Raw genomic sequence first — 20,761 nt, 5'->3', positions numbered from 1 at the left:
GCGTGACATGCGGCACGCGGGGTGGGACGGAGGCGGTCACCGTGACCTGCGCAGCACGCGGACGATCCGGTCGAGCGCGCCCACCCGCCCGCACAGCGCCCGCGCCGCCGGACGGGACCGCGCCGCGAAGGCGTAGACCGTCGCCACCGGAGTCCTGGCCAGCAGGAGCCGGTGGGCAACGGTGAGCCGGCCACCCCACTTGGTCTTGTGGGACTCCGAGCCGCGCAGCAACGACATCGTCGGCCGGCCCAGCCGGTACGCGATGTCGAGGTCGGTGCGCAGCAGCAGCGTCACGACGTCGAACCGGGTGCGCAGGCCGGGATGCGTGCCGTAGAGGTAACCGCCGACGAAGTCCTTGCCCACGATCGCCAGGTCCACCGCGACGACCTGCCCGTCCAGCCGGTACTCGGTCAGCCGTGCCTGCTGCGCGGCCACCAGCCGCCGCGCGGCCCTGGACAGGTGGGCGTGGAAACGCGGCCTGGTGTGCTCGACGTTGATGCCGCGGCCCTGCCATTGCAGGGCGTGCAGGTCGAGCAGACGGGCGACGGCGGGCTCGACCTCGGCGGCGGGTACGTCCCGGACCTGGATCGGCGCGTCGTCCACCCGTTTGAGCTCGCGGCGCAGCTTGTTGCCGCGGCTGCCGGACAGGCCGGCGAGCACCTGCCGGAGCGGCACGCCGGGCAGCTCGACGCAGGTGGAGGCGGGCAGCCGCCAGGAGCGGCCGGGCCAGGCGGCCATGAGCCGCTCGGCGTCGGCCCCCGGCCGTACCTCCGGCAGGTCGAGCACGTCCCAGCCGGGCAGGTCGGCGAGGGCCCGGCCGAGTGCGGCGGGCAGGTCCTCGTCGCCGTCCTCCATCAGGACGTCGGTGTAGTCGGACTGGTCGCCGCCGAGCGGCCGCAGGACCCGCAGGCCCGCCCGCCGCACGATCATCAGAGGCGCGGCGGCCACCAGCCGTGCGCCGCGGCGCAGCAGGAGCACGCTCAGCCGCGCGCCGTGGCCGTACGCCTCCCACCACGACGACACCCAGGCGTGCGACTGGAACGGCGTCGCCGCCCGGGAGCGGTCGTGCAGCCCGGCCCACTCCTCCGCCAGGTCGCGCAGGCGGTCGGAGCCGGTCACGGTCTCGATGGCCAGGTCCCGCTCCCGGCTGGTCGCGACGGTCATGCCGACGTCGTCTCGACCGGCCGGTGAGGAGACGCCGTCTCCCGGTCGTCGCGCCGCGGCCCGGCGGGGAGCGCCATCCAGATCAGGGCGGCGAGGAGCAGGCCCCCTGCCGTGCTGACGGCGGCGGCCACCAGCGGGCGCGGCGAACTGGACACGGCGGGCGGCACGGCCGGGGCGAACCCGGCCAGGCGGACCCCGGTGTCGGCGCTGTGCCGGTTGGCGTACGCGGTGAGCGCGCCGGCCACGCTGTTGGCCCGCCTGGCGGCCTCGTCCGGCGTGTCGGCGACGGCCGCCAGCCGGATCAGCGGCGCGTCGGGCGACGCCGACGCCTGCAACGTGGTCCGCAGCAACTCGCCGTTGGACAGGTAGGCGTCGCCGCCCGCTCCCGCGAGCAGACCGGGATGTACGGTCACCCGCGCGAACGCCTGCGCGAAGTCGGCCTCCTGGGTCGGAGCGCCCTGCCGTACGCCGCTGACCACCGTGTAGGCGTCGGCCGTGTAGACAGGGCGCTGGACCAGCGAGTACGTCAGCCCGGCCCCCATGCCGATCAGCGGGAGCGCGAGCAGTGACCAGGTACGGAGCGCGCCGGCGACGCGCTGGACCGGGTGAGTCATGGCAGCCTTTCCTGGTGGTGCCTGGTGAGCAGGCGGTCGTAGAGGTCGTGCAGCCGCCTGGCTTGGCGGCGCACGTCGTAGCGGTCAAGAGCGGGCGGCGGGGGCAGCCGCGTACGGGGTCCGGCGAGCAGCGCCGCCAGCTCGGCGGTCAGCCGGTGGGGCGGCACCCTGCGGGCGCCGGGCGCCGTCCCCGGGGGCAGGTCGTCGATCGCCGGGCAGGAGCCGTACAACACGGGCAGGCCGGCGGCGAGCGCCTCGACGACGGCCAGCCCGAACGTCTCCTCCTGCGACGGCGCGGCCAGCACGTCCATGGCCGACAGCAGCTCCGGCACGTGCGCCGACTCCCCGGCCAGGACGACGCGGCGCCCGACGCCGAGCCGCGCCGCCAGCAGGCGCAGCCGCGGCAGTTCCGGGCCGTCGCCGACGAGGAGGAGCACCGCGCCGTCCAGGTGCGGCAGCGCCTCGACGAGCAGGTGGAAGTTCTTGCCCGCCACCAGGCGGCCCACCCCGCCGACGACGAACGCCTCCGTCGGGATGCCCAGACGCGCCCGCGCCAGGCCGGCGGCCCGCGGGTCGTGGCGGAAGGCGGACAGGTCCACGCCGTTGGGGATGGTGACGACCCGCGAGCGCGGCAGGCCCCAGGCGTGCAGCCGGTCGGCCACGGTCGGCGAGACCGCGACGACGGCGTGCGTCAGCTGGGTGGCGGTCCGGTACAGCGAGCGGATCGGCGCCGTGACGGCCCGTCCCTCGATGTGCCGGGCGCCGGCCGAGTGCTCGGTGGCGACGACGGCCGGCACCGCGGCCAGCCGGGCGGCGAGCGGCGCGTAGACGCAGGCGCGGAACAGGTGCGCGTGCACGACCTGGTAGCGGCCGGCGCGCATGAGGGCGGTGAGCCGGGGCAGCGCCCGCAGGTCCCGGTTGCCGTCCATGCCGACGACCCGTACGGGTGATCCGCCGGCCCGGATGGCGTCGGCCAGGACGCCGGGCGCGGTCAGGACGGCGACCTCGCTGGCGCAGTCCATGTGGGGCAGCAGCGTACGCAGTTGCTGTTCGGCCCCGCCGGCGGCCAGCCCGGTGATGACGTGCAGGACCTTCATCGGCGCAGCTCCCAGCGCAGCCGGTGGCAGGCGGCCTTGGCCAGCAGGCGGGCGGCGGTGTCGCGGTCGCCGACGTAGCGGCGGGGCAGGGCGTGGCGGCCGGCGAGCCTGCCGGGCCGGACGGCGCAGGCGTGCTCGTAGCCCGCCCGGCGTACGGCGGCGATCTCGCGGGCGGTCAGCTCGCCGTAGGGGTAGGCGAAACCGGTGACCGGGGCGCCGAGCACGTCCTGAAGGATGTTCCTGCTGGTGGTCAGCTCGTCATCGAGCTCGCCGAGCCCGGCGGCCGGCAGGTGGGGATGGCTGTGGGTGTGGGAGGCGACCTCCATGCCGGCGGCGGCCACCCGGCGCAGCGCGGCGGCGTCCATCAGGGCGCGGGGGGCGACGTCGGCGTCCCAGGCGTTGTGCCCGCCGATCCGGCCGGCGACCACGTACACGGTGGCGGTGAAGCCGTGACCGGCCAGCACCGGTACGACGTCGGTGTCGAAGTCGGCGTAGCCGTCGTCGAAGGTGAGCCCCACCAGGCCGCGCCGGCTGCCCGGGTGGTCCAGCAGGTCGCGTACCGACACGCCGCGCAGACCGCGCCGGGCGAGCCAGCGCATCTGCGCGGCGAAGCGCCCGGGTGAGACGACGATGTCGAAGGGGTCCTCTCCGCGTTCGTCGACAGAGTGGTACATCCAGATGAGCGGCAGCGCGCCGGTGCGCATGCTCATACGCGTTCCCCTTCCCTGGCTGTCGGGACGGCCGCCCGGATCGGGGACAGGCCGAGACGGTGGAGACCGGCCAGCATGAGGACGGCGGTCACGGTGATCCCGGCGGCGTTGGCCACGGCGATGCCGCCCTGCGCCAGGTCCGGGACGAGCGCGGCGGCGAGCGCCGCGGTCAGGGTGAGCCCGGCGGCCATCGCCAGGGCCGGGTACCACAGCCCGCGCCCGGCGCAGAAGTAGGCGCGGCACAACACGCCCACGACGGTGTGGCCCGGCAACCCGATCGTGTAGAGCCGCAGGACGTGCTCGGTGGCGGTGGCGGCGGCGCCGTCGAAGGCGCCCCGGCGCAGCAGTACGGCCACGATCGCCGGGGCGAAGGCGACCAGCAGCGCGGCGGCGCTGACCGTGATGGCCCCCGCCGCCAGCAGGTCGAGGGCCAGCAGCTGCCAGGCCCGGCGCGTGTCACCGGCGGCGAGGCTGCGGGCCAGGCGCGGATAGGTGACGGTGGCCAGCATCAGCGCGACGACCATCGGCACCTGGGCGATCTTCTGCGCGTAGTTGAGGTGGGAGATGGCCCCGGCGGGCAGGTCGGCGGCCAGCACGCGCTCGACGAGCACCTGTCCCTGCCGCAGGAGCGTGAAGACGATGATGGGCAGCAGCGCGGCGACCGGCAGCACCAGGCGCCGGGGCAGCCGCCGGGGCAGCCCGACCCGCCGCAGGTACGACGGCGCCTGCGCGACGACCATGAGGACGGCCCCCGCGGCGACGCCCCACGCGGCGGCCCGTACGCCGAGCGCGTCGTGCCAGAGGGCCACGCAGGCGACGAGGGCCACGTTGTAGGCCAGGCCGGTGGCCGCGGGCGGGCCGAAGACGTTGTTGGCCCGCAGGGCGGCGCTGGCGTATCCGGCCAGCGCGAACGGCAGGACGCAGGCACAGCAGATCCGCCAGCACTCCACGGCCAGCCCGGTCCTGGGCAGGCCGGGGGCCAGCATCGCCACCAGCCAGGGCGCGCACGCCGCGGCGCAGACGCCGACCGCGGCGAGCACGGCGACGAGGGCGGGCAGCGTCCGCTCCACCAGTGCCGCCACCTGCGCGCGACCGGCCGCCACGCTGAACAGCGGGATCAGCCACAGGGCCATCGCCCCCTCGATGAGCAGCGGCGCCGCCGTCTCCGGCACGGTCCAGGCGACCAGGAAGGCGTCGGTGTCGGCGTTGGCGCCGAACAGCGCGGCCATCAGCAGGTCGCGGACGTACCCGAGGGCCGATCCCGCGCCGACGAGCACCGCGGTGAGGACGGCCGCGCGCAGGTCGGCCGCTCCCCGGCTCAGCACGCCGGTCGCCGCGCCGGGAGCGCGGTCGTACCGGTCCGTCCCAGTGCCAGGCCCAGCATGACCGACATGACCAGGCTGGTCGCGCCGCCGACGTCGGCGTAGGCGAAGTCCACCACGAGCCACGTCATGAAGCCGGCCGCGGCCAGGCCCGCCGGGCGGGTCCGTCCGGGCCCGGTGAGCGCCCGTACGAGGATGCCCCCCACGAGCAGCGCGAACGCCGCCAGACCGGCCAGCCCCTGCTCGCTGAGCACCAGCAGGTACATGTTGTGCGGCGACAGCAGCTGCTGGCGGCGGTAGCCGCTCGCCTCGTCCTCGATGTCGCTGCCCGAGGACAGGGCCAGCGGCGCGTAGGTGTCGCGCCAGGCGGCGAACCCCCTGGGGCCGACCCCGGTCACCGGGTGGTCCCGCCACATGCCGGCCGCCGCCTGCCACAACTGGAAGCGGTCGGTCACCGATTTGTCGGGCTGGGTCAGTGAGGAGGAGATGGACGCGACGCGTTCGGTGATCACCCCGCTCGCGGGCCCGCCCACCAGCGCCAGGAGCACGGCCGAGGCCGTCGCGGCCATGGCGGCCCGCGCGGCCAGGCGCGCGTCGCGCAGCACGAGCATCACCACCACGGCGCAGCCCGCGGCGAGCCAGGTGCCGCGGCTGAGCGACATGACGAGCGGCGGGCAGAGCGCCGCCGCCGCGATCAGGGCGGCGGCGCGCCAGGACGGCCGCCCGGCGAGCGCGACCGCCAGGGCGATGATCAGCCCGAAGCTGACCACGCTCGCCAGTGCCATGACCTCGCTCGCGCCGAACGTGCCGACCGCGCGGATCATCTGCCCTCCGTACGAGGCGCCGCTGCCCGTGAGCGTCTGCCAGCAGCCGATCGCGGCCTGGACGAGCGCCACGGCGGCGACGGCGCCGCCCACCAGCAGGACGTCCGAACGCTGCCGTACCGCGACCGCCACGGCGACCGGGACCAGGACGAACACCTGGAGGAACCGGGCCAGCCCCGGCAGGGCGAGCAGAAGGTCGGAGGCCGTGACGGCGGCCACCGTCACGGCGACCGCCGCGGGCGCGGCGAGCAGGACCCACCGTCCCGGACGCGCGCCGCCGCGCACCAGGCTCGCCGCGGCGGTGGCCACGAGCGCCAGCGACATCAGGTCGGCGACGTGCACCCGGAGGACGTCGGCGGCGTGCGGTTCGGCGGGCACGCACACCGCGATCACCGTCAGCGCGGCCCACAGCGCCGGCCGCGCGGCCAGGCGGCCCAGGGACGCCGGGGTTGCCCTGATCACGATCGCCCCGGCCACAGCAGGCACCCGACCGTACGGATCATGATCTTGATGTCCCGGCGCAGGGACCAGGTGTCGATGTAGTGGTTGTCCAGCCGCGCCCGGTCCTCGATCGAGGTGTCGCCGCGCAGGCCGTGGGTCTGCGCCCAACCGGTGAGGCCGACGGGCAGCCGGTGGCGGCGTCCGTAGTGGTGGTCGGCGCGCGAGAACAGCTCCACGAAGTGCGGGCGTTCGGGGCGCGGGCCGACCAGGCTCATGTCGCCGCGCAGCACGTTCCAGAGCTGGGGCAGCTCGTCCAGCGAGCAGAAGCGCATCAGCCGGGCCGTCCGGGTCAGGCGGGGGTCGTCGTCGATGCTCCAGCGGGTGTCGGACTCGCCCGCGCGCAGCGGGGCGAACGTACGGAGCTTGACGATCTCGATGGGGGTCCCGGCGAGACCCACCCGGACCTGGCGGAACAGCACCCCCGGACCACCCTGCCGGCGCAGCAGGAGCATGCAGACGGCCAGCACCGGAGCGCTGACCACCAGCCCGGCCGCCGCCAGCACGACGTCCAGCGCGCGCTTGAGCGGCCAGGACAGGCGTTGCTGCGGCAGTGGGCGCATGCGCAGCACCGGGAAGCCCCGGATGTGCTCGGCGCCGGAGACGAAGTCGACCAGCACCCCGCCAGGCTGCGGCGCCAGGTACACCGGATATCCCGCCTGCCGGGCCTGTTGCGCCAGCCGGTGGGAGTGCTCCTCGCCGCCCGGAGGCGGCGCCAGGAGCACCACGCGGGCCCGGTGCCGGCGGGCCATGGCGAGCAGCTTCTCCGGATCGTCCGCGAGCGGCGTGTGCGACGCCTGGCCCAGCACGTCGCAGGCCCCGCCGACGGGCGCCAGGCCGTACTCGCTGTGCCGCAGCAGGGTCAGCGCGAGGGCGCGGGCGTGCGCGCCGGACCCGGCCACCAGCGTGGGCACCCGTACACCGCGGCGGCGGGCCTGCCGCAACACCGTGTAGACCAGCCCCCGCCCGGTGAGCGTCAGCCCGAGGTACGGGACGACGACCAGCGCCACCTCGCCCGCCCACACGACCAGCGCGGCCTCGTGCTCAAGTGCCGCGACGGTCAGCATGCAGGCGATCGCGGTGACGCAGCCGCCCCGCCACGACCATCCGTCCGTCAGGGACGGCGACAACCGGAACCGGTACGTGCCGCCCGCCAGGTTCAGCAGGAGGAGCAGCCCCACAGCCATCACGGCGAGCAGCGCGCCGTACCCCGCGTCGAGGACGGGCGCGGCCAGCGCGACGGCGTCGACGCTCGCGTCGGCCAGGGAGCAGAAGGTCCAGGACGTCACCGGCCGTCGCCGGCCGCGGCCGGAGCGGAGGCCGAGCCGCTGCGCAAGGAGCATGCCCGTTGACGTGGAATGCGGGAAGGGTTCCTCTTCCCTCAGAGGTGTGACCATATCTGCTCCATTGCGCGACCATTTCAGGGTGAGGCATCCACGTACGGCGTGGGGGTATACATGTCTCGCTTATCGCGAAAATTCGCTCATCTTTGACTCCATTCCGATAATCGCCCCGATTCACGGGCAGCGACCAACTTACTTGGAGGCTTCCCAGGTAAGGCCGCACCCACGGGATGGCGTCCGATAAAGATTGCGAATCTTCAGGTGTCACAGAGCTTTACCATTTGCCCTGTTTCGCCGTTCAGGTAGCGATGAAGATCTTTACCGCGCTGTGGGTGCGACATGACGCGGCCAGGCCCGATGCACGGGCTCGCCCTGGCAAGTGGTGCAAGTCGTGACGTTCGGCGGCGGAAATTACCGCAGAAAAGGTACAAAACATGAGAGGCGAGATGATGCGCCTATTCCTTCGCCGCCGGGCGACTTGACCACGCGAAGACAGTGGTCCCCGTCATGCCGTTCGGGCGACGTACAGGACGCGGTCATGGGCGTCCTCGTCCGCCGGGTCGCGTACCTCGGTGCCCACCAGCCCATGGGTGGCCACGACGCGCAGCCCGGCCTGCTCGGCGGCCAGGCGTACGGTCCGGCCGGAGTGGTGGCGCTGCACGTGCCGCATCGACAGCCGGTCCCAGCCGGCGCCGGCCCGTTCGAACAGGTCGAACTGCGTGACCACGACCCCGTCGGCCTCGATCAGCGGCGACTCGGCGAACCAGGCCACGTACCGGTCGCCCCGGTCGACGACGACGGGGGCGCCGAACGTGCGCCGGTAGTAGCCGATGGTGTTCAGGTCGAAGAGCACCACCCCGCCGTCGGCGAGCTGGTCGCGTGCCGCCGCGAGCGCCTGCCGCAGCTGCTCGGCGTCGGTCAGGTACGTCAGCGGCACGTCCACGCCGGCGACCACGTCGAAGCCGGTGAGCCCCGGCGGAGGCCGCAGCAGCGATCCCACCAGGAACGGGATGCCTTCCGCCCCCGGCCGTCGCCGTGCCATCGCCACCATCTCCGGGGACAGGTCGTAGCCGGTCACCTCGAAGCCCCGCTCCTTGAAGGCCGCGCTGCTGCGGCCGGTGCCGCATCCGGCGTCCAGCAGCCGCCGCCCGCCGGACCCGTGCCGGTCGGCGGCCTCGGCGAAGCGGCCCACCAGCGCGGCGGTGTCCATCCGCGCGTTCAGCTCGTCGTAGCGGGCGGCGATGCCGTCGTAGGCCGCCAGCGTCTCCTCGACGTGCGACATGCGTGCCTCCGGTCGAGAGCGGGGAGACCGCGCCGGGCCACGGGCCCGGCGCGGTCGCCGAACAGACCTACCAGATGAACCACGCCTGCCGGTTGATCCGACGGCCGGTGACGCGGCGCAGCAGCTTCCTCATGGAGATCACCTCCCTTCCGTGACGAACCGCTGGTGGTCAGGTGTGGCTTGCGGTACGCCGCAGCTCGAAGGGCGGCGGGGTGATGATGCCCTCGACGTGGGGCCGTCCCCCCCCGCGGCGAACCTCCAGGCGCGCGTCGTGGGTCAGGGCGGCGAGCAGGTCGGCGGCCAGGCTCTGGGCGACCGACGCCCCGGCGCAGGTGAACGGGCCGCCGCCGAAGGGCAGGTAGGGCCCGCGGGGTTCGGAGCCGTCCCACCGGCCGGGCCGGAACCTGGCGGCCTGCGGCCAGTGCCGCTCGTCGCGGTGCAGCAGGTACGGGCAGACGGCCACGCTCTCGCCCGGCTCCAGCGGTACGCCGCCGACCCGGTGGGCCCGGCGTACCGGACGGCCGAGCAGCCACGCGACCGGCCAGAGCCGCAGCGACTCGCGTACGGCCGAGCCGGCGGGCACCTGGGCCAGATCGACGTCGTGGGCCGCCGCCTCCAGCAGCGCCCAGGCGACCACATGGCCCACCGGCGCGACCGAGGTGCGGAACAGCAGCAGGTACACCTGCGCGACGTGCTCGGCGGGCGTGCCGGGCGGGGTGGCGCCCAGCACCGCGTCCAGCAGGTCGCCCGGCGGATCGCCCTGCTGATCACTCGGCTGATCGCCCGGCAGGTCGGCGGTTCGCGGGGTGGCGCGGCGGTGGCGTGCCTCGGCGGCGATCGTGCGTACCACGCGGGCCCACAGGGCGCGCCGCGACAACCGCGCGAGCCGGCCGCCGGGCCGGATCAGGACCTCGCGCCGGACGACGTACGCCATCAGCTCCCGCAGCGCGGGCGAGCTGTCCGGCCGCAGCAGGGCGCCGGCCAGGAACCGGTGGACGGCGGCGCGCCCGGCGTCCGGCCACGCGCTGACCTCCCCCAGCTCCGCGACGACGGCGGGCAGCCGCTCGCGGTGGGCGGCCACGTGGGCGCGCAGCGTCGTACGAGCCGCCCGCCCGATCGCCACCTGGGTCGCCCGCGGCCCCAGCACTCCCCCGCCGACGTGGAAGAAGCCGGACACGTCGTCGTAGTCGCCCGCGTCGTCGTGCAGGACGCGCAGAGCCTCGGCGGGGTCGGCCACGCACAGTGCCCCGTCGTCAGGAAGCCGGAACACCGGCCCCCGCTCGCGGGCCGCCCGTTCCACGAACCCCAGCGGGTCGCGACGGTACTCCCGGGCCGCCCCGATCGCCCACGGCCGTCCCTCGCCGGGCACGATCCGATCCGGTTCCCCAACCGTCGTCATCCCCACCTGCCCCATGCCATCCGTGAATCGGGTGTACACGCAGGCGGCGCAGGTGCGCCCCGCCAGGAGAACGGCGTCGCCCGCCCATACCGGACCGGCGACACAAAACCAGGAACAGCCCGCAGTGTATAGCTAAGAACTCCCGTTCCTGGTTATGAAGTGATCTATGGGAAAAGTGTGATCATATTGACAAATATGGTCATAATCGCCCTAATGACCGGTGAGTGGACCAGGCGGGTTCACCTCTGCGGGGCGCTCGGGGTCAGGAAGTCGCCGACGAGGCGTTCGTAGCGAGCGCGGTCCACGTTCCACGCCTCCGTGTGCGCGCCCTGCTCGAACGGCTCGAACCGGATCTCCCAGCCCAGCCGCCTGCCCACGGCCACGAGACCGTACGCCTCCTGGATCGGGTGCTCGGTGTCGGGGACGGTGTGGATCAGCAGGAGCGGCGGCCGGGTCCGCGGCGGATGCCGGATCAGGCTGAGCCTGTCCGGGTCGACGCCGGTACGCCACCGGGCGACCTGGTTCGCAAGGCTCCCGATGAAGGCGGGCGCGTGGAAGTTCCTGGCGCCCTGTTCGGCGGTCATCCCGAGGTCGATCATGGGCGCGTCCATGACGACCCGGTCGACCAGTCCCGCCAGCGGTGACCGGCCCAGGAACTGCCCGATGACCTGGCCGCCCATCGAGGTGCCGTACAGGACGAACCGGCGGGCGCCCATCGTCCGCGCCTGGCGCAGGGCGGCCTCCAGGTCGCGCCATTCGGAGTCGCCCAGGTGCAGCAGCCCGTCGGGCGAGGGCGGGGCGCCTTCGTCGTTGCGGTAGCTGATGTCCAGGAACGGCAGCTCCAACCGGTGCACGACGGGCAGGACCTTCAGCTCGGCCTTGCGCCGCCCGTTCTGGCCGTGGACGGCGACGACCCAGGTGTCGCCCTTGCCGGGCACGTACCAGGCCGGCGCGGGCCCCAGCTCGGTGGGCACCATGATCTCCGTGTAGCCGATCCCCCAGGCCACCTGGGGATCACCGGGGGGCACGTTGCCGAAGTAGCCGGGCGTGCCCACCGAGGGCGTCGAACCGCGCAGCACCTTGCGCGTCACCCGGCCGGGCGCGCGGGACACGATGTCGCCGAGCATCGCGTACGAGCCGGTCCACTCCAGCCAGTACGTGCCCGGCTTCCCGGTCTCCGGCGTCTGCGCGAGCGTCACCAGGTCACCCCGTACGGCCAGGACCTCGGCGTTGCCGGTGCCGTAGTGGACGACCCCGATCGACTGCTCGCTGCCGAACCAGGCCCCGATCCCCGTCGCCGCGACCAGGACCACGACGACCGCCAGGCCCGTGATCCACACCCACCGCCGTCGTCCGTTCCTGGACACCATCGAAGCCCCTCCCCGTCGCGTCCTGACGTATACACAGTAAACCACAGACGTTTACGGCGTATACATCAGAACGTACGATGACCGGAGAGGGGCATTTCCGTGCAGGGGGGCCGAGCTCCCCCGCACGGACGGTTCTAGGTCAGCGGCACCGCCCGGTTCAGGGCGGGCGGGGTCACCGGCCCCTGCCGCAGGTAGGCGCGCATGGCCTCGTAGTCGCGCTCGCCGCGCACCGCGTCGGTGTACCCGGCGAAGGCGCTGTAGCCGTCGGCGCCGATCAGCGTGTACGCCAGCGCCGCGAGCCGGTACGTCCTGCCGGTGTCGAGCGGCTGCCCGTTGACGATCACGTCGGCGGGGTTGATCCGGTCCCCCACGGGCTTGTTCGCGGAGTAGGAGAAGCGCACGTTCCCGGACACGGCCAGCGGGGCGAACTTCACGGTGCCGTCGGCCTGCGTCTGCCACTGCTGCTCAAGGGCCTGCTCCACCTGCGCGCCCGTGACCGAGACGGTGAGCACCGGGTTGGCGTAGCCCCACGCCGCCCACGACTCGCCCATGAGCACCTGGCCGTCGCTGTCGGCGGGGTTCGTGCCCTTGGCGAACTTCAGGTCGCCGCGCAGCGAGTTGGAGCCCTTGGCCGGCGCCACGGCCACCATGGCCAGGTCGGCCTTGCCGCCCGGGGTCTGCTGCGAGTCGAAGTACGCCACGTCGGCCACGGTGTTGCCGAGCGTGCTCTGCCCGGTGGCGTCGCGCGTCCTGGTGAGGTCGCCGGTGATGGTCCCGTACGGCTTGGCGTAGGTCTCCTTCTGCTTGGCGTTCCAGTAGTCGACCAGCTTGACCATGGTGGGGTCGGGGGCGATGTCGCGGGTCACGGGGTGGTTGGCCGCGGTGGTCTCGGACCTGATGACGTCACGGGTACGCCGGTCGAGCTTCAGGTTGACCTCGCTGATGAGGCGGCCGTGGTTGGCGGCCTCGACGACCGGGCGGGGGTTGCCGGCCGGGTCGGGGATCGAGCAGTTGAAGTACCAGTGCCAGTGGCCCGTGACGATGGCGTCGATGTCGGGCGAGGCGTTCTTGGCGAAGTCCCAGATGGGCCCGGCCTTCTGGTCACCGCAGCCGGTGTAGTCCTCCCCGGCCTTGCCGCCCTCGTGCACGTTGGCGACGATGGCCTTGACGCCGCGCTTCTTGAGGATGGCGGCGTACTTGTTGGCCGTCTCCACCAGCGGCAGGTTGTCCAGCGCCGGCTGGTAGGAGGTGGAGCCGTCCACCGTGGTGGGCGTGGTCAGGTTGATGAACCCGACGGGGATGCCCTGGAAACGCTTGATCACGTACGGCGGGAGCACCGGTTCGGTGTCGCCCTTCCGGGCGATGTTGGCCGTGGAGATGGTGAAGTCGGCGCCGGCGAACTGCTTGCCGTCGGAGTCGGCGAAGCAGCTGTCGAGCCCGATCTCGCCGAAGCACTCGCCCTTGCCCATGTGGTCGCGCAGGAACCCCAGGGAGCGGTCCAGCTCGTGGTTCCCGACCGCGGTGAACTCCACCTTGATCTTGTTCAGGAACTCGATCGTGGGCTCGTCGGCGTGGTACGACACCTCGGTCGGCCAGCCGCTGAAGTTGTCACCACTGGCGAACGTGACCGTGTTCTCACGTCCCTGCCGGAGCCTGTTCAGGTGTGCCGCCACGTACGGCGCGCCGCCCACCACCAGGGTGTTGCCCTGCGGGTCCTTGATGGTGCCGTCGGTGGCGTTGCTCTGCGGGGTGATGTAGCCGTGGAAGTCGGTCAGGGACAGCAGTTGCACGTCCACGGGCTTCGGCTGGGCCAGTGCCGGCGGTGAGGCTGTTGAGGCCAGAGTGACGCCTAAGGCGACAACTATCCACTTGCGGAACGAAGACATACATACTCCTCGATAGGTGATACAGCGGGATAAAAGGGTTGCGGATCAGCCCTTCGAGCCGGTGAACGCGATCCCGGCGATCAGCTGCCGTTGCATGACCACGAAGAGAACGATCACGGGCAGCGAGGCAACGACGGACCCGGCGAAGAGGATCGGGTAGTTGGTCAGGTACTGGCCGCGCAGGGAGGCCAGCCCGGCGGAGAGCGTCATCATCTCCGGGTCGGTGTTGACCACCAGCGGCCAGAGCAGGCTGCTCCAGGACCACATGACGGTCAGCAGCCCGAGCGCCAGCAGGCCGGGCCGCACCAGCGGGAGCATGATCCACCAGTAGATCTGCAGCGGGTTGGCGCCGTCCAGGCGCGCCGCCTCGTCCAGCTCCTTGGGCAGGGTCTTGAAGAACTGCCGCAGCAGGAACGTGCCGAAGGCCCCGAAGACCCCTGGGGCGATGAGCGCCTGGAGGGTGTCGAGCCAGCCGAGCTCCTGCATGATCTGGTACCGCGGGAGCAGGAACAGCTCGCCCGGCACCATCAGCACGGCCAGGAACAACATGAAGACCGCCCCGCGCCCGGGGAACTCCAGCCGCGCGAACGCGAAGGCCGCCAGCGAGCACAGCAGCAGCTGCCCGGCGGTCACCGCCACGGTGACGATCACGGTGTTGAGGAACTGCCGCCCGAGCGGCACGGTCCGGAACACGTCGGCGAAGTTGTGCCACTGCCAGGAGGGGGCCACCGTGGGCGGCACCCGCATCGACTCGGTCATCGTCTGCAGCGAGACGACGAGCTGCCAGACGAACGGCATGATCATGATCAGCCCGCCGACGAGCAGCACGGCGTGCACGATCCAGCGCCTACTCATAGTGGACCCACCGCCTCTGCAGCCTGAACTGGACGGCGGTCAGCAGGAGGATCAGCGCCAGCAGCACCACCGCGATCGCGGCGGCGTAGCCGCGGCTGTTCTGCACGAAGCCCTGCTCGTAGAAGAGGTAGACGATCGTGCGGCTGCCCGCCAGCGCCGGGCTCTTGATGTCGATCATGAGGTAGACCAGGTCGAACACCTGGAGGGCGTTGATCAGCGTGATCACCATGACGAAGAACGTGGTGGGCGTGAGCAGCGGCAGCGTGATGCGGAAGAACTGCCGCAGTTTGCCCGCGCCGTCGATCGAGGCGGCCTCGTAGTAGTGCTTGGGGATCCCCTGCAACCCGGCCAGGAACAACACCGCGTTGTAGCCGAGCGAGGTCCAGATCCCGACCACCGCGACCGCGTAGATCGCGAAGTCGGGGTCGGACACCCAGTAGGGCCCGTCGATCCCCACCTGGGCGAGCAGGTAGTTGATCAGCCCGAAGTCGCCGTTGTACAGGTAACGCCAGGTCAGGCCGACGGCCGCGGGCATGGTGACCACCGGCAGGAAGTACAGCGTGCGGTAGAAGCCGAGCCCGCGCAGCCCCGGGACGTTGAGCAGCGCCGCGATCACGATCGACAGCGGCACCCCGATCAGCACGAGCACGGAATAGAGCAGCGTGTTGCGCAGGGCGCCGATCATCTCCTCGTCGCCGAGGAGCTCGGCGAAGTTGTCGAGGCCCACCCACGTCTGCCCGCCGAACACGCCGGACTCGGTGAAGCTGAGATAGAGCGTCTGGACGATCGGCCACAGGTAGAACACGGCCAGCCCGAGGGCCATGGGCGCGATCAGCCCGTACCCCCAGAGCCAGTCGCGCCGCGCGGGCCGCCCCGGCGGGGCCGCCGCCTTGGCGGCGGCCCGTTCCTCGGTCAGCACCATCGGCTACTCCTTGGCCAGGATCTCGTTCATCTGCGTGGCGATCTCCTTGGCCGCGTCCGCGGTCGCCCGCTTGCCCGCCCAGGCGTCGGCCAGGACCTTGTTCTGCACGTCCTGCCACTTGGCGGTGTCGAGGGAGACGGGGTACGGCACGCCGTTCGGGATCGAGGCGTCGAACGTCTCCTTCAGGCGGTAGTTCGGGAAGGCGTTGAACCAGCCGTCCTGGGTGCCCGCCCGGGAGGAGACCGAGGCGCCGCCGGAGTCGCTGAGGATCTTCTCTGCCTCCTCGGAGGAGAGGAACGTGGCGAACTCCAGGCTCTCGGCCGGGTGCTCGCTCTTGGCCGAGACGGAGTTGGCCAGGCCGAGCAGGATGACGGCCTCCTGCACCGGCCCCTTGGGCAGCGGCGCCACGTCGACCTTGTCGCCGCGCTCGGTGTTGGCCTTGAACGTGGTGGCGAGCCAGGAGCCGCCGTAGTACATGCCGTACTTGCCGGTCATGAACAGCTGTATGGGGTTGGTGTCGGTGGTCACCTGGACGGGCGGCGCGACCTTGTCCTTGTTGATCATGTCGGTCCAGAACTCCAGGCCCTGGATGGAACCGGGCTCGTCGAAGCCCGACTTCTTGCCGTCGGCGGAGATGACGTGGCCGCCGGCCTGGATCATCGTGGGGTAGAAACCGCCCTGGTCCCACAGGGGGGCCAGCAGGCCGTACTGCTTCTTGGCCGGGTCGGTCAGCTTCTTGGCGGCGGCCTTGAGGTCGTCCCAGGTCCAGTCGGCGGTCGGGTACTTGACGCCGGCCTTGTCGAAGAGCTCCTTGTCGTACCAGAGCACGGGGACGCCGACGTCGCGCGGCAGGCCGTACAGCTTTCCGTCGTAGCGGTAGCCGTCCACGATCGCCTGCGGGAAGGCGCCGACGTCGGCGTTGTCGATGGGGGCGATCACGCCGCCCTTGGCGTACATGCGGACGTTGAGGCTGTTCATCCAGAAGACGTCGGGGGCCGCGCCGCCGCTGGCCGCGGTCTGGAGCTTGGTCCAGTACTGGTCCCACGGGGTGATCTCAAGCTTGACCGTGACGTCGGGGTGCTTCTTCTGGAAGGCGTCGATGATCTTCTGCGTGCTGGGCTGGTCGTTCTTCTCCCAGATCGCGTAGCTGATCGTGACCTTTCCGGGCTTGGTGCTGGTGGTGTCGCTGCCGGAGCCACAACCGGCCACGGTCATCGCCAGGGCGGCGGCCAATGCCATACGCAGGCGCATGGGGATTTCCTTTTCTCTAGATGCCGTCTCGTCCGCAAGCCGTCTGCGAGCCGGAGGACGGCGTCGGGGGGTGGGGGTAAGGGTCTCGATGGGCGTCTCAGAAGCCGGTGTTGGTGAAGCCCGTCCTCGCCACGACGTCGGCGTATCCGTTGACGTCGAAGTCCTCGGCGTAGAAGAGGTGGAATCCGGCGGCGTCGGCGGCGACGGCGGTGCCCGACTGGTCTCCGGCCGTGTTCGGGTTCATGCGCTCGCAGGGGAACCGGCCGGTCGTCGTCCCGTCGGCGTTGAAGCCGCGGGCGTACACCTCGTAGGAGCGGCCGCTGTTCCACATGTCGGATTCGGTCCAGCCGACGACGAACCGCCCGGAGTCGTCGACGGCGACGGACGGCGATCCCTGGACCGCGCACCGGTCCGCCGTTCCGACCTTCCCGCAGAGCGGCGGGTACTCCTTGCCGCCGTCGGAGACCGTGTTCGGCGCGAACTTCCCGTACGCGACGGGGGTCTCCGCGAACCGCCCGCCCAGGGAGGGCGTGAGTCCCCGCATCCGGACCCGCCACACGGTCGTCACGTCGCCGCCGGTGACCGCCACGTTGTCGCTCCAGACGACGACGCTCTCGCCGCCCGGGGTCGTCGCCACCGCGGGGGCCAGGTGCTGGCCGGCCGCGTTGGTGTTGATCTTCGTGGCGGGCGCGACGGTCGTGCCGGTGGCCGAGATCCGCCTGCCGTACACGTCGGGGGCCTGCTGCCAGACCACGGTCGCGGTGCCCGCGCCGTCGACGGCCACGTCCGGCCGGTCCCCCGTGGCCACCTGGAGCGGCCCGAAGGTCCGGGAGGTCAGGGAGGCGTAGCCGGCCGCGCGGACCGTCCCGGTCGGCGCGTCCTCCCAGACCACCGTGAACCCGCCGTCGCCCCGGACCGCGATCCTCGGCCGGGTCTGGTCGCCGCTCCACTGCGGGTTGTTCGCCCAGACCGCCGCGCTCAGCGTGCCCGACGGCGAGAGCCGTCGCACCGCGATGTTGTGCTCGCCCCGGCAGTCGCCGTCCTCGGCCCAGGCGACGTAGGCGTTGCCCGCGTCGTCGACGCCGGCCGACGGCTGCACGTGGTTCCAGCCGGTGGCGCAGCCGACCCCGCCCATCGAGACCTTCACGGGGCCGGTCACCGGCTGCCCGTCGCGGTAGATGCGCGCGTAGACCTCGGTGCCGTCGACCGAGGTACGGTCGCGGTCGTCCTCCCAGGTCACCGCCGTGTACCCGGCGCGCATGGCGGCCGCTCTGGGCGCTCGCTGGTCGTCGGGGCCGTTGGCGGCCATCTGCAGCCCGGCCCGCGGGTAGGCCGCGGGGACGAACTTGATCACCTCGTCGAGCATGGCGGTGAAGTCCGCGTCGTAGGCCGCGTAGACCGCCGCGTCGTCGATGCGGACGAAGGAGTCGTCCGAGGCGGTCAGGGAGCCGCGGTTGAGGTTGTGGGAGCCGGTGTAGGCGTAGCGCCGCTGGGCGCCGCCCGCCGCCGCCGACGGCCCGTCCACCAGGATGATCTTCGAGTGGAGGCCGTCGGCCTCGCAGGTGCCGCCGGCCGGGTAGCGGCAGCCGCCGGGCCGGTAGGTGTTCACCACGATCCCGCCCTTCGCGAGCTCCTGAGCGGTCGCGACCGTCTGGTTGCCCTCGGAGACGAGCACCTGGACGGTGCACCCCTGCTGCTTCTTCGCCTTGAGCTCGGCGATGACCAGCGGCCGGTCCGTGGCGAACTGCGACTGCACCACGCGGATCGTGCCGGGGCAGCCCACGTCGCGGATCATGGCCGCGACCAGGTCGGCGCTGCCGTACGTGGCCTGGTCGTAGGCGGTGTCGCGGGGCTCCATCCACACCGTGACCTTGCCGCTGGTGGCGGTGAACGGCGCCCGCCACGTGGTCCGCACCCGGGAGACCAGCGTGTCGAACACCTGCCGGTAGCCCTCGGCCAGCCCGGCGTCGCCCGAGCTGATCAACATGTTCTGGTGGAGGCCGTTCTCGGGGCTGAGGTTCTGCGAGCTCTGTACGACCACGTCGGTCCTGCCGTCCGTGAGCCGGCTGAACACGAAGAACTTGTGGTGGTTGATGTCGGTGTCCGGGCCGTTGCAGCCCATGTCGCACAGCGTGACGGGCACGCCGGCGGCGGCCAGCTCGTCGAGCAGCGGGTCGTGATCGGACCCCTCGGACACCACCTGTACGTCGACCCCGCGGGCGTGGGCCGCCACGAGCTTGTCCTTGACGACCCGGAGTTCCAGCACGTACGTCGCCACGCGCAGGGTCGAGCCGGACTCGGCCAGGTCGATCAGGCCCAGCAGCCTGGTCAGCAGGGAGCCGTCGAGGGTTCCGTCGACGCTGGGCACGCTGAAGTGCGCCGATAACTCGGGGGTCGCCGCTTGCGCCGGAGTGATCATGCCGAGCAGGCAGGACAGGCCGGCCAGGATGACGGACAGGCGTTTGATCATGCTTGCCTCTCTCCACTGAGGTTGCGCCGGATGTCGCGGGTCCAGGCCGCCACCTCGGCCTCGGTCTCCGCCCGTTCCCTGGGCCAGCCCTTCACGTCCGGCCGCGTCTGCCACGGCTCGGGGCCGGTCTCCTTGCGGTACTCCACGCCCAGCGCGGCGAGCCGCCGCTCGTGGTGGCGCAGGCGTGCGATGAGGTCGTCGAAGTCGCCGCCCCGGGGGCTCCACACGACCTCGGCGAAGGCCGACAGCCGGGGGAAGGCCATGTAGTCGAGCGCGCGGGGCGAGTCGATGTGCTCGGTCCAGAGGTTCGCCTGGGCGCCGAGCACGTGACCGGACTCGGCCTCCGTGAGCTCGGGCGGCACCGGTTCGAAGGCGTAGACGTCGCGCAGCGAGATCACGCTGCCGATCGGGACCGGCTCGTCGGGCCGGTCCGACTGCCGGAAGTCGAGGTAGACCTGCGTGAACGGGCAGGTGATCACGTCGTGCCCGGCCCGCGCCGCCGCGACCGCGCCGTACGTCCCGCGCCAGGACGCCACCGTCGCGCCCGGCGGCAGGCCGCCCTCGATGATCTCGTCCCAGCCGAGCAGGCGTCGCCCGCGCGCCGTCAGGTGGTCGGAGAACCGGTGGATGAACCAGCTCTGCAACTCCTCCTCGTCACGCAGGCCGAGCTCGCGGATACGGCGCTGGGCCGACGGGCTCTCCCGCCACTGTGTCTTGGGGCACTCGTCGCCGCCGACGCAGACGTACTCGCCGGGGAAGATCTCCATGACCTGGTCGAGCACGTCCCGGTAGAAGGCGAGCGTGGCCTCCTCGACGTTGAGCACATTGGGAGAGACGCCCCACCCGGTGGCGACCTCCAGGCGTTCGTCGAGGTTGCCCAGCTCCGGATAGGCCGCGATGGCGGCCTGCGAGTGGCCGGGCAGCTCGATCTCGGGCACCACGGTGACGAACCGGTCCGCCGCGTACGACACGATCTCGCGCAGGTCCTCCTGCGTGTAGAAGCCGCCGTGCGGACGGCCGTCGAACAGGCCGTGCCGGCGGGCGCCCCGGGGGCTCTCCCGTCGCCAGGCGCCGATCTCGGTCAGCTTGGGATGGCCCGTCACCTCCAGCCGCCAGCCCTGGTCGTCGGTGAGGTGCAGGTGCAGCACGTTGAGCTTGTGCGCGGCCAGCAGGTCGATGTACCGCAGCAGGTCGGGCTTCGGCAGGAAGTGCCTGGCCACGTCGATCAGGCAACCGCGCCAGCGGAATCTCGGCCGGTCCTCGACCGTGACCGGGGCGAGCAGCCAGTCCCGTTCGCCGACCGCGCCGCTGCGGAAGGCCGCGGGCGGGAGGAGCTGGCGCAGGGTCTGCGCGCCGTAGAACGCGCCCGCCGCGTCACCCGCCTCGACGCGCACCCCGTCGGGGCGTACGGCCAGGCTGTAGGACTCGGGGCCGAGCCCGGCCGCCAGCGTGAACTCGATCGCCCCGGCACCCGGCTCCCCAGGCGGCAGCGGCAGGCCGGTCACCGGGAACAGCGCGCCGCGCAGCCAGCCCTCCACCCGCGACAACTCGGGAGGCGCGGCGATCACTGTGTCCGCGGTGAGGACGAAGGGCTCCGCGCCGTCTCGGGTGAGATGAACGGGTCGTGGCAGCAGCAAATCAGATCCCTGAGGAGTTGGGGGGTCGGCGGCCGTCCGGCCCTGCGAGCATGGCGGGGACGGACAGGAGTGCTTACGTCGCGGTCGGCCGACGCCGTAGCATGGCGCGCCCGCACG

Annotated in this window: 17 protein-coding genes; 1 reads left to right on the top strand and 16 read right to left on the bottom strand. The window is 72.3% G+C overall.

The features are described from left to right. Nucleotides 1-36: 36 nt before the first annotated feature. The 8 genes from DMB42_RS18500 to DMB42_RS18465 form a co-directional block, all read right to left on the bottom strand. Complete coding sequence (locus tag DMB42_RS18500; protein ID WP_125636162.1) at nt 37-1,164, bottom strand: GNAT family N-acetyltransferase; 1,128 nt, start codon at nt 1,162-1,164, stop codon at nt 37-39. Continuing rightward, nucleotides 1,161-1,778, bottom strand: coding sequence for a lipopolysaccharide biosynthesis protein (locus tag DMB42_RS18495; RefSeq protein WP_125636160.1), 618 nt, complete (start codon nt 1,776-1,778; stop codon nt 1,161-1,163). The genes DMB42_RS18500 and DMB42_RS18495 overlap by 4 nt, the downstream gene beginning before the upstream one ends. Beyond that, nucleotides 1,775-2,875, bottom strand: a complete 1,101-nt coding sequence (locus tag DMB42_RS18490; RefSeq protein WP_125636159.1) for a glycosyltransferase — start codon at nt 2,873-2,875, stop codon at nt 1,775-1,777. Before DMB42_RS18490 ends, DMB42_RS18495 begins: the two co-directional genes overlap by 4 nt. Next, the gene (locus DMB42_RS18485; RefSeq protein ID WP_221762226.1) at nt 2,872-3,585 is read right to left on the bottom strand and encodes a polysaccharide deacetylase family protein; all 714 of its coding nucleotides are present in this window, start codon (nt 3,583-3,585) and stop codon (nt 2,872-2,874) included. Before DMB42_RS18485 ends, DMB42_RS18490 begins: the two co-directional genes overlap by 4 nt. After that, on the bottom strand, nt 3,582-4,910 hold the full coding sequence (locus DMB42_RS18480) for a lipid II flippase MurJ (RefSeq protein ID WP_125636157.1): 1,329 nt from the start codon (nt 4,908-4,910) through the stop codon (nt 3,582-3,584). Before DMB42_RS18480 ends, DMB42_RS18485 begins: the two co-directional genes overlap by 4 nt. Then, the gene (locus DMB42_RS18475) at nt 4,904-6,208 is read right to left on the bottom strand and encodes an O-antigen ligase (RefSeq protein WP_125636155.1); all 1,305 of its coding nucleotides are present in this window, start codon (nt 6,206-6,208) and stop codon (nt 4,904-4,906) included. Before DMB42_RS18475 ends, DMB42_RS18480 begins: the two co-directional genes overlap by 7 nt. Further along, a complete protein-coding gene (locus DMB42_RS18470) occupies nt 6,190-7,572 on the bottom strand; it encodes an exopolysaccharide biosynthesis polyprenyl glycosylphosphotransferase (protein ID WP_185844729.1) in 1,383 nt (460 codons plus the stop codon). Before DMB42_RS18470 ends, DMB42_RS18475 begins: the two co-directional genes overlap by 19 nt. A gap of 505 nt (nt 7,573-8,077) precedes the next feature. Next, complete coding sequence (locus DMB42_RS18465; protein WP_125636151.1) at nt 8,078-8,854, bottom strand: class I SAM-dependent methyltransferase; 777 nt, start codon at nt 8,852-8,854, stop codon at nt 8,078-8,080. A 2-nt stretch (nt 8,855-8,856) separates the two neighbouring features. On the opposite strand from DMB42_RS18465, the gene DMB42_RS53250 reads away from it, so the two are divergent. Continuing rightward, nucleotides 8,857-9,009, top strand: a complete 153-nt coding sequence (locus tag DMB42_RS53250; protein WP_185844728.1) for a hypothetical protein — start codon at nt 8,857-8,859, stop codon at nt 9,007-9,009. 14 nt (nt 9,010-9,023) lie between these two features. Here the strand turns inward: DMB42_RS53250 and DMB42_RS18460 are convergent, their stop codons facing one another. From DMB42_RS18460 to DMB42_RS18425, 8 genes are all read right to left on the bottom strand, one after another. Next, nucleotides 9,024-10,253 carry a cytochrome P450 gene (locus DMB42_RS18460; protein ID WP_185844727.1) on the bottom strand — a complete coding sequence of 410 codons (1,230 nt, stop codon included), beginning with the start codon at nt 10,251-10,253 and terminating at the stop codon, nt 9,024-9,026. 239 nt (nt 10,254-10,492) lie between these two features. After that, nucleotides 10,493-11,623, bottom strand: a complete 1,131-nt coding sequence (locus DMB42_RS18455) for a S9 family peptidase (protein WP_125636148.1) — start codon at nt 11,621-11,623, stop codon at nt 10,493-10,495. Nucleotides 11,624-11,757: 134 nt separating this feature from the next. Further along, entirely contained in the window at nt 11,758-13,509 is a 1,752-nt protein-coding gene (locus DMB42_RS18450; RefSeq protein WP_125636146.1) for a bifunctional UDP-sugar hydrolase/5'-nucleotidase, read from the bottom strand. 45 nt (nt 13,510-13,554) lie between these two features. Continuing rightward, on the bottom strand, nt 13,555-14,364 hold the full coding sequence (locus tag DMB42_RS18445; RefSeq protein ID WP_125636144.1) for a carbohydrate ABC transporter permease: 810 nt from the start codon (nt 14,362-14,364) through the stop codon (nt 13,555-13,557). After that, a complete protein-coding gene (locus DMB42_RS18440; RefSeq protein ID WP_125636142.1) occupies nt 14,357-15,286 on the bottom strand; it encodes a carbohydrate ABC transporter permease in 930 nt (309 codons plus the stop codon). Before DMB42_RS18440 ends, DMB42_RS18445 begins: the two co-directional genes overlap by 8 nt. A 3-nt stretch (nt 15,287-15,289) precedes the next feature. Beyond that, the gene (locus DMB42_RS18435; protein WP_125636140.1) at nt 15,290-16,537 is read right to left on the bottom strand and encodes a sugar ABC transporter substrate-binding protein; all 1,248 of its coding nucleotides are present in this window, start codon (nt 16,535-16,537) and stop codon (nt 15,290-15,292) included. A gap of 97 nt (nt 16,538-16,634) precedes the next feature. Beyond that, entirely contained in the window at nt 16,635-19,007 is a 2,373-nt protein-coding gene (locus DMB42_RS18430) for a phosphatidylserine/phosphatidylglycerophosphate/cardiolipin synthase family protein (protein WP_125636138.1), read from the bottom strand. After that, nucleotides 19,004-20,644 (bottom strand): beta-N-acetylhexosaminidase, encoded by a 1,641-nt coding sequence (locus tag DMB42_RS18425; RefSeq protein WP_260477766.1) that lies wholly within the window; start codon nt 20,642-20,644, stop codon nt 19,004-19,006. Before DMB42_RS18425 ends, DMB42_RS18430 begins: the two co-directional genes overlap by 4 nt. Between the last annotated feature and the right edge of the window lie 117 nt (nt 20,645-20,761).

The sequence above is a fragment of the Nonomuraea sp. WAC 01424 genome (assembly GCF_003947315.1).
GTDB classification, from domain to species: Bacteria; Actinomycetota; Actinomycetes; order Streptosporangiales; family Streptosporangiaceae; genus Nonomuraea; species Nonomuraea spiralis.
Note: the sequence above shows the minus strand (reverse complement) of the source record. Positions and strands in the feature narration are given on the sequence as shown.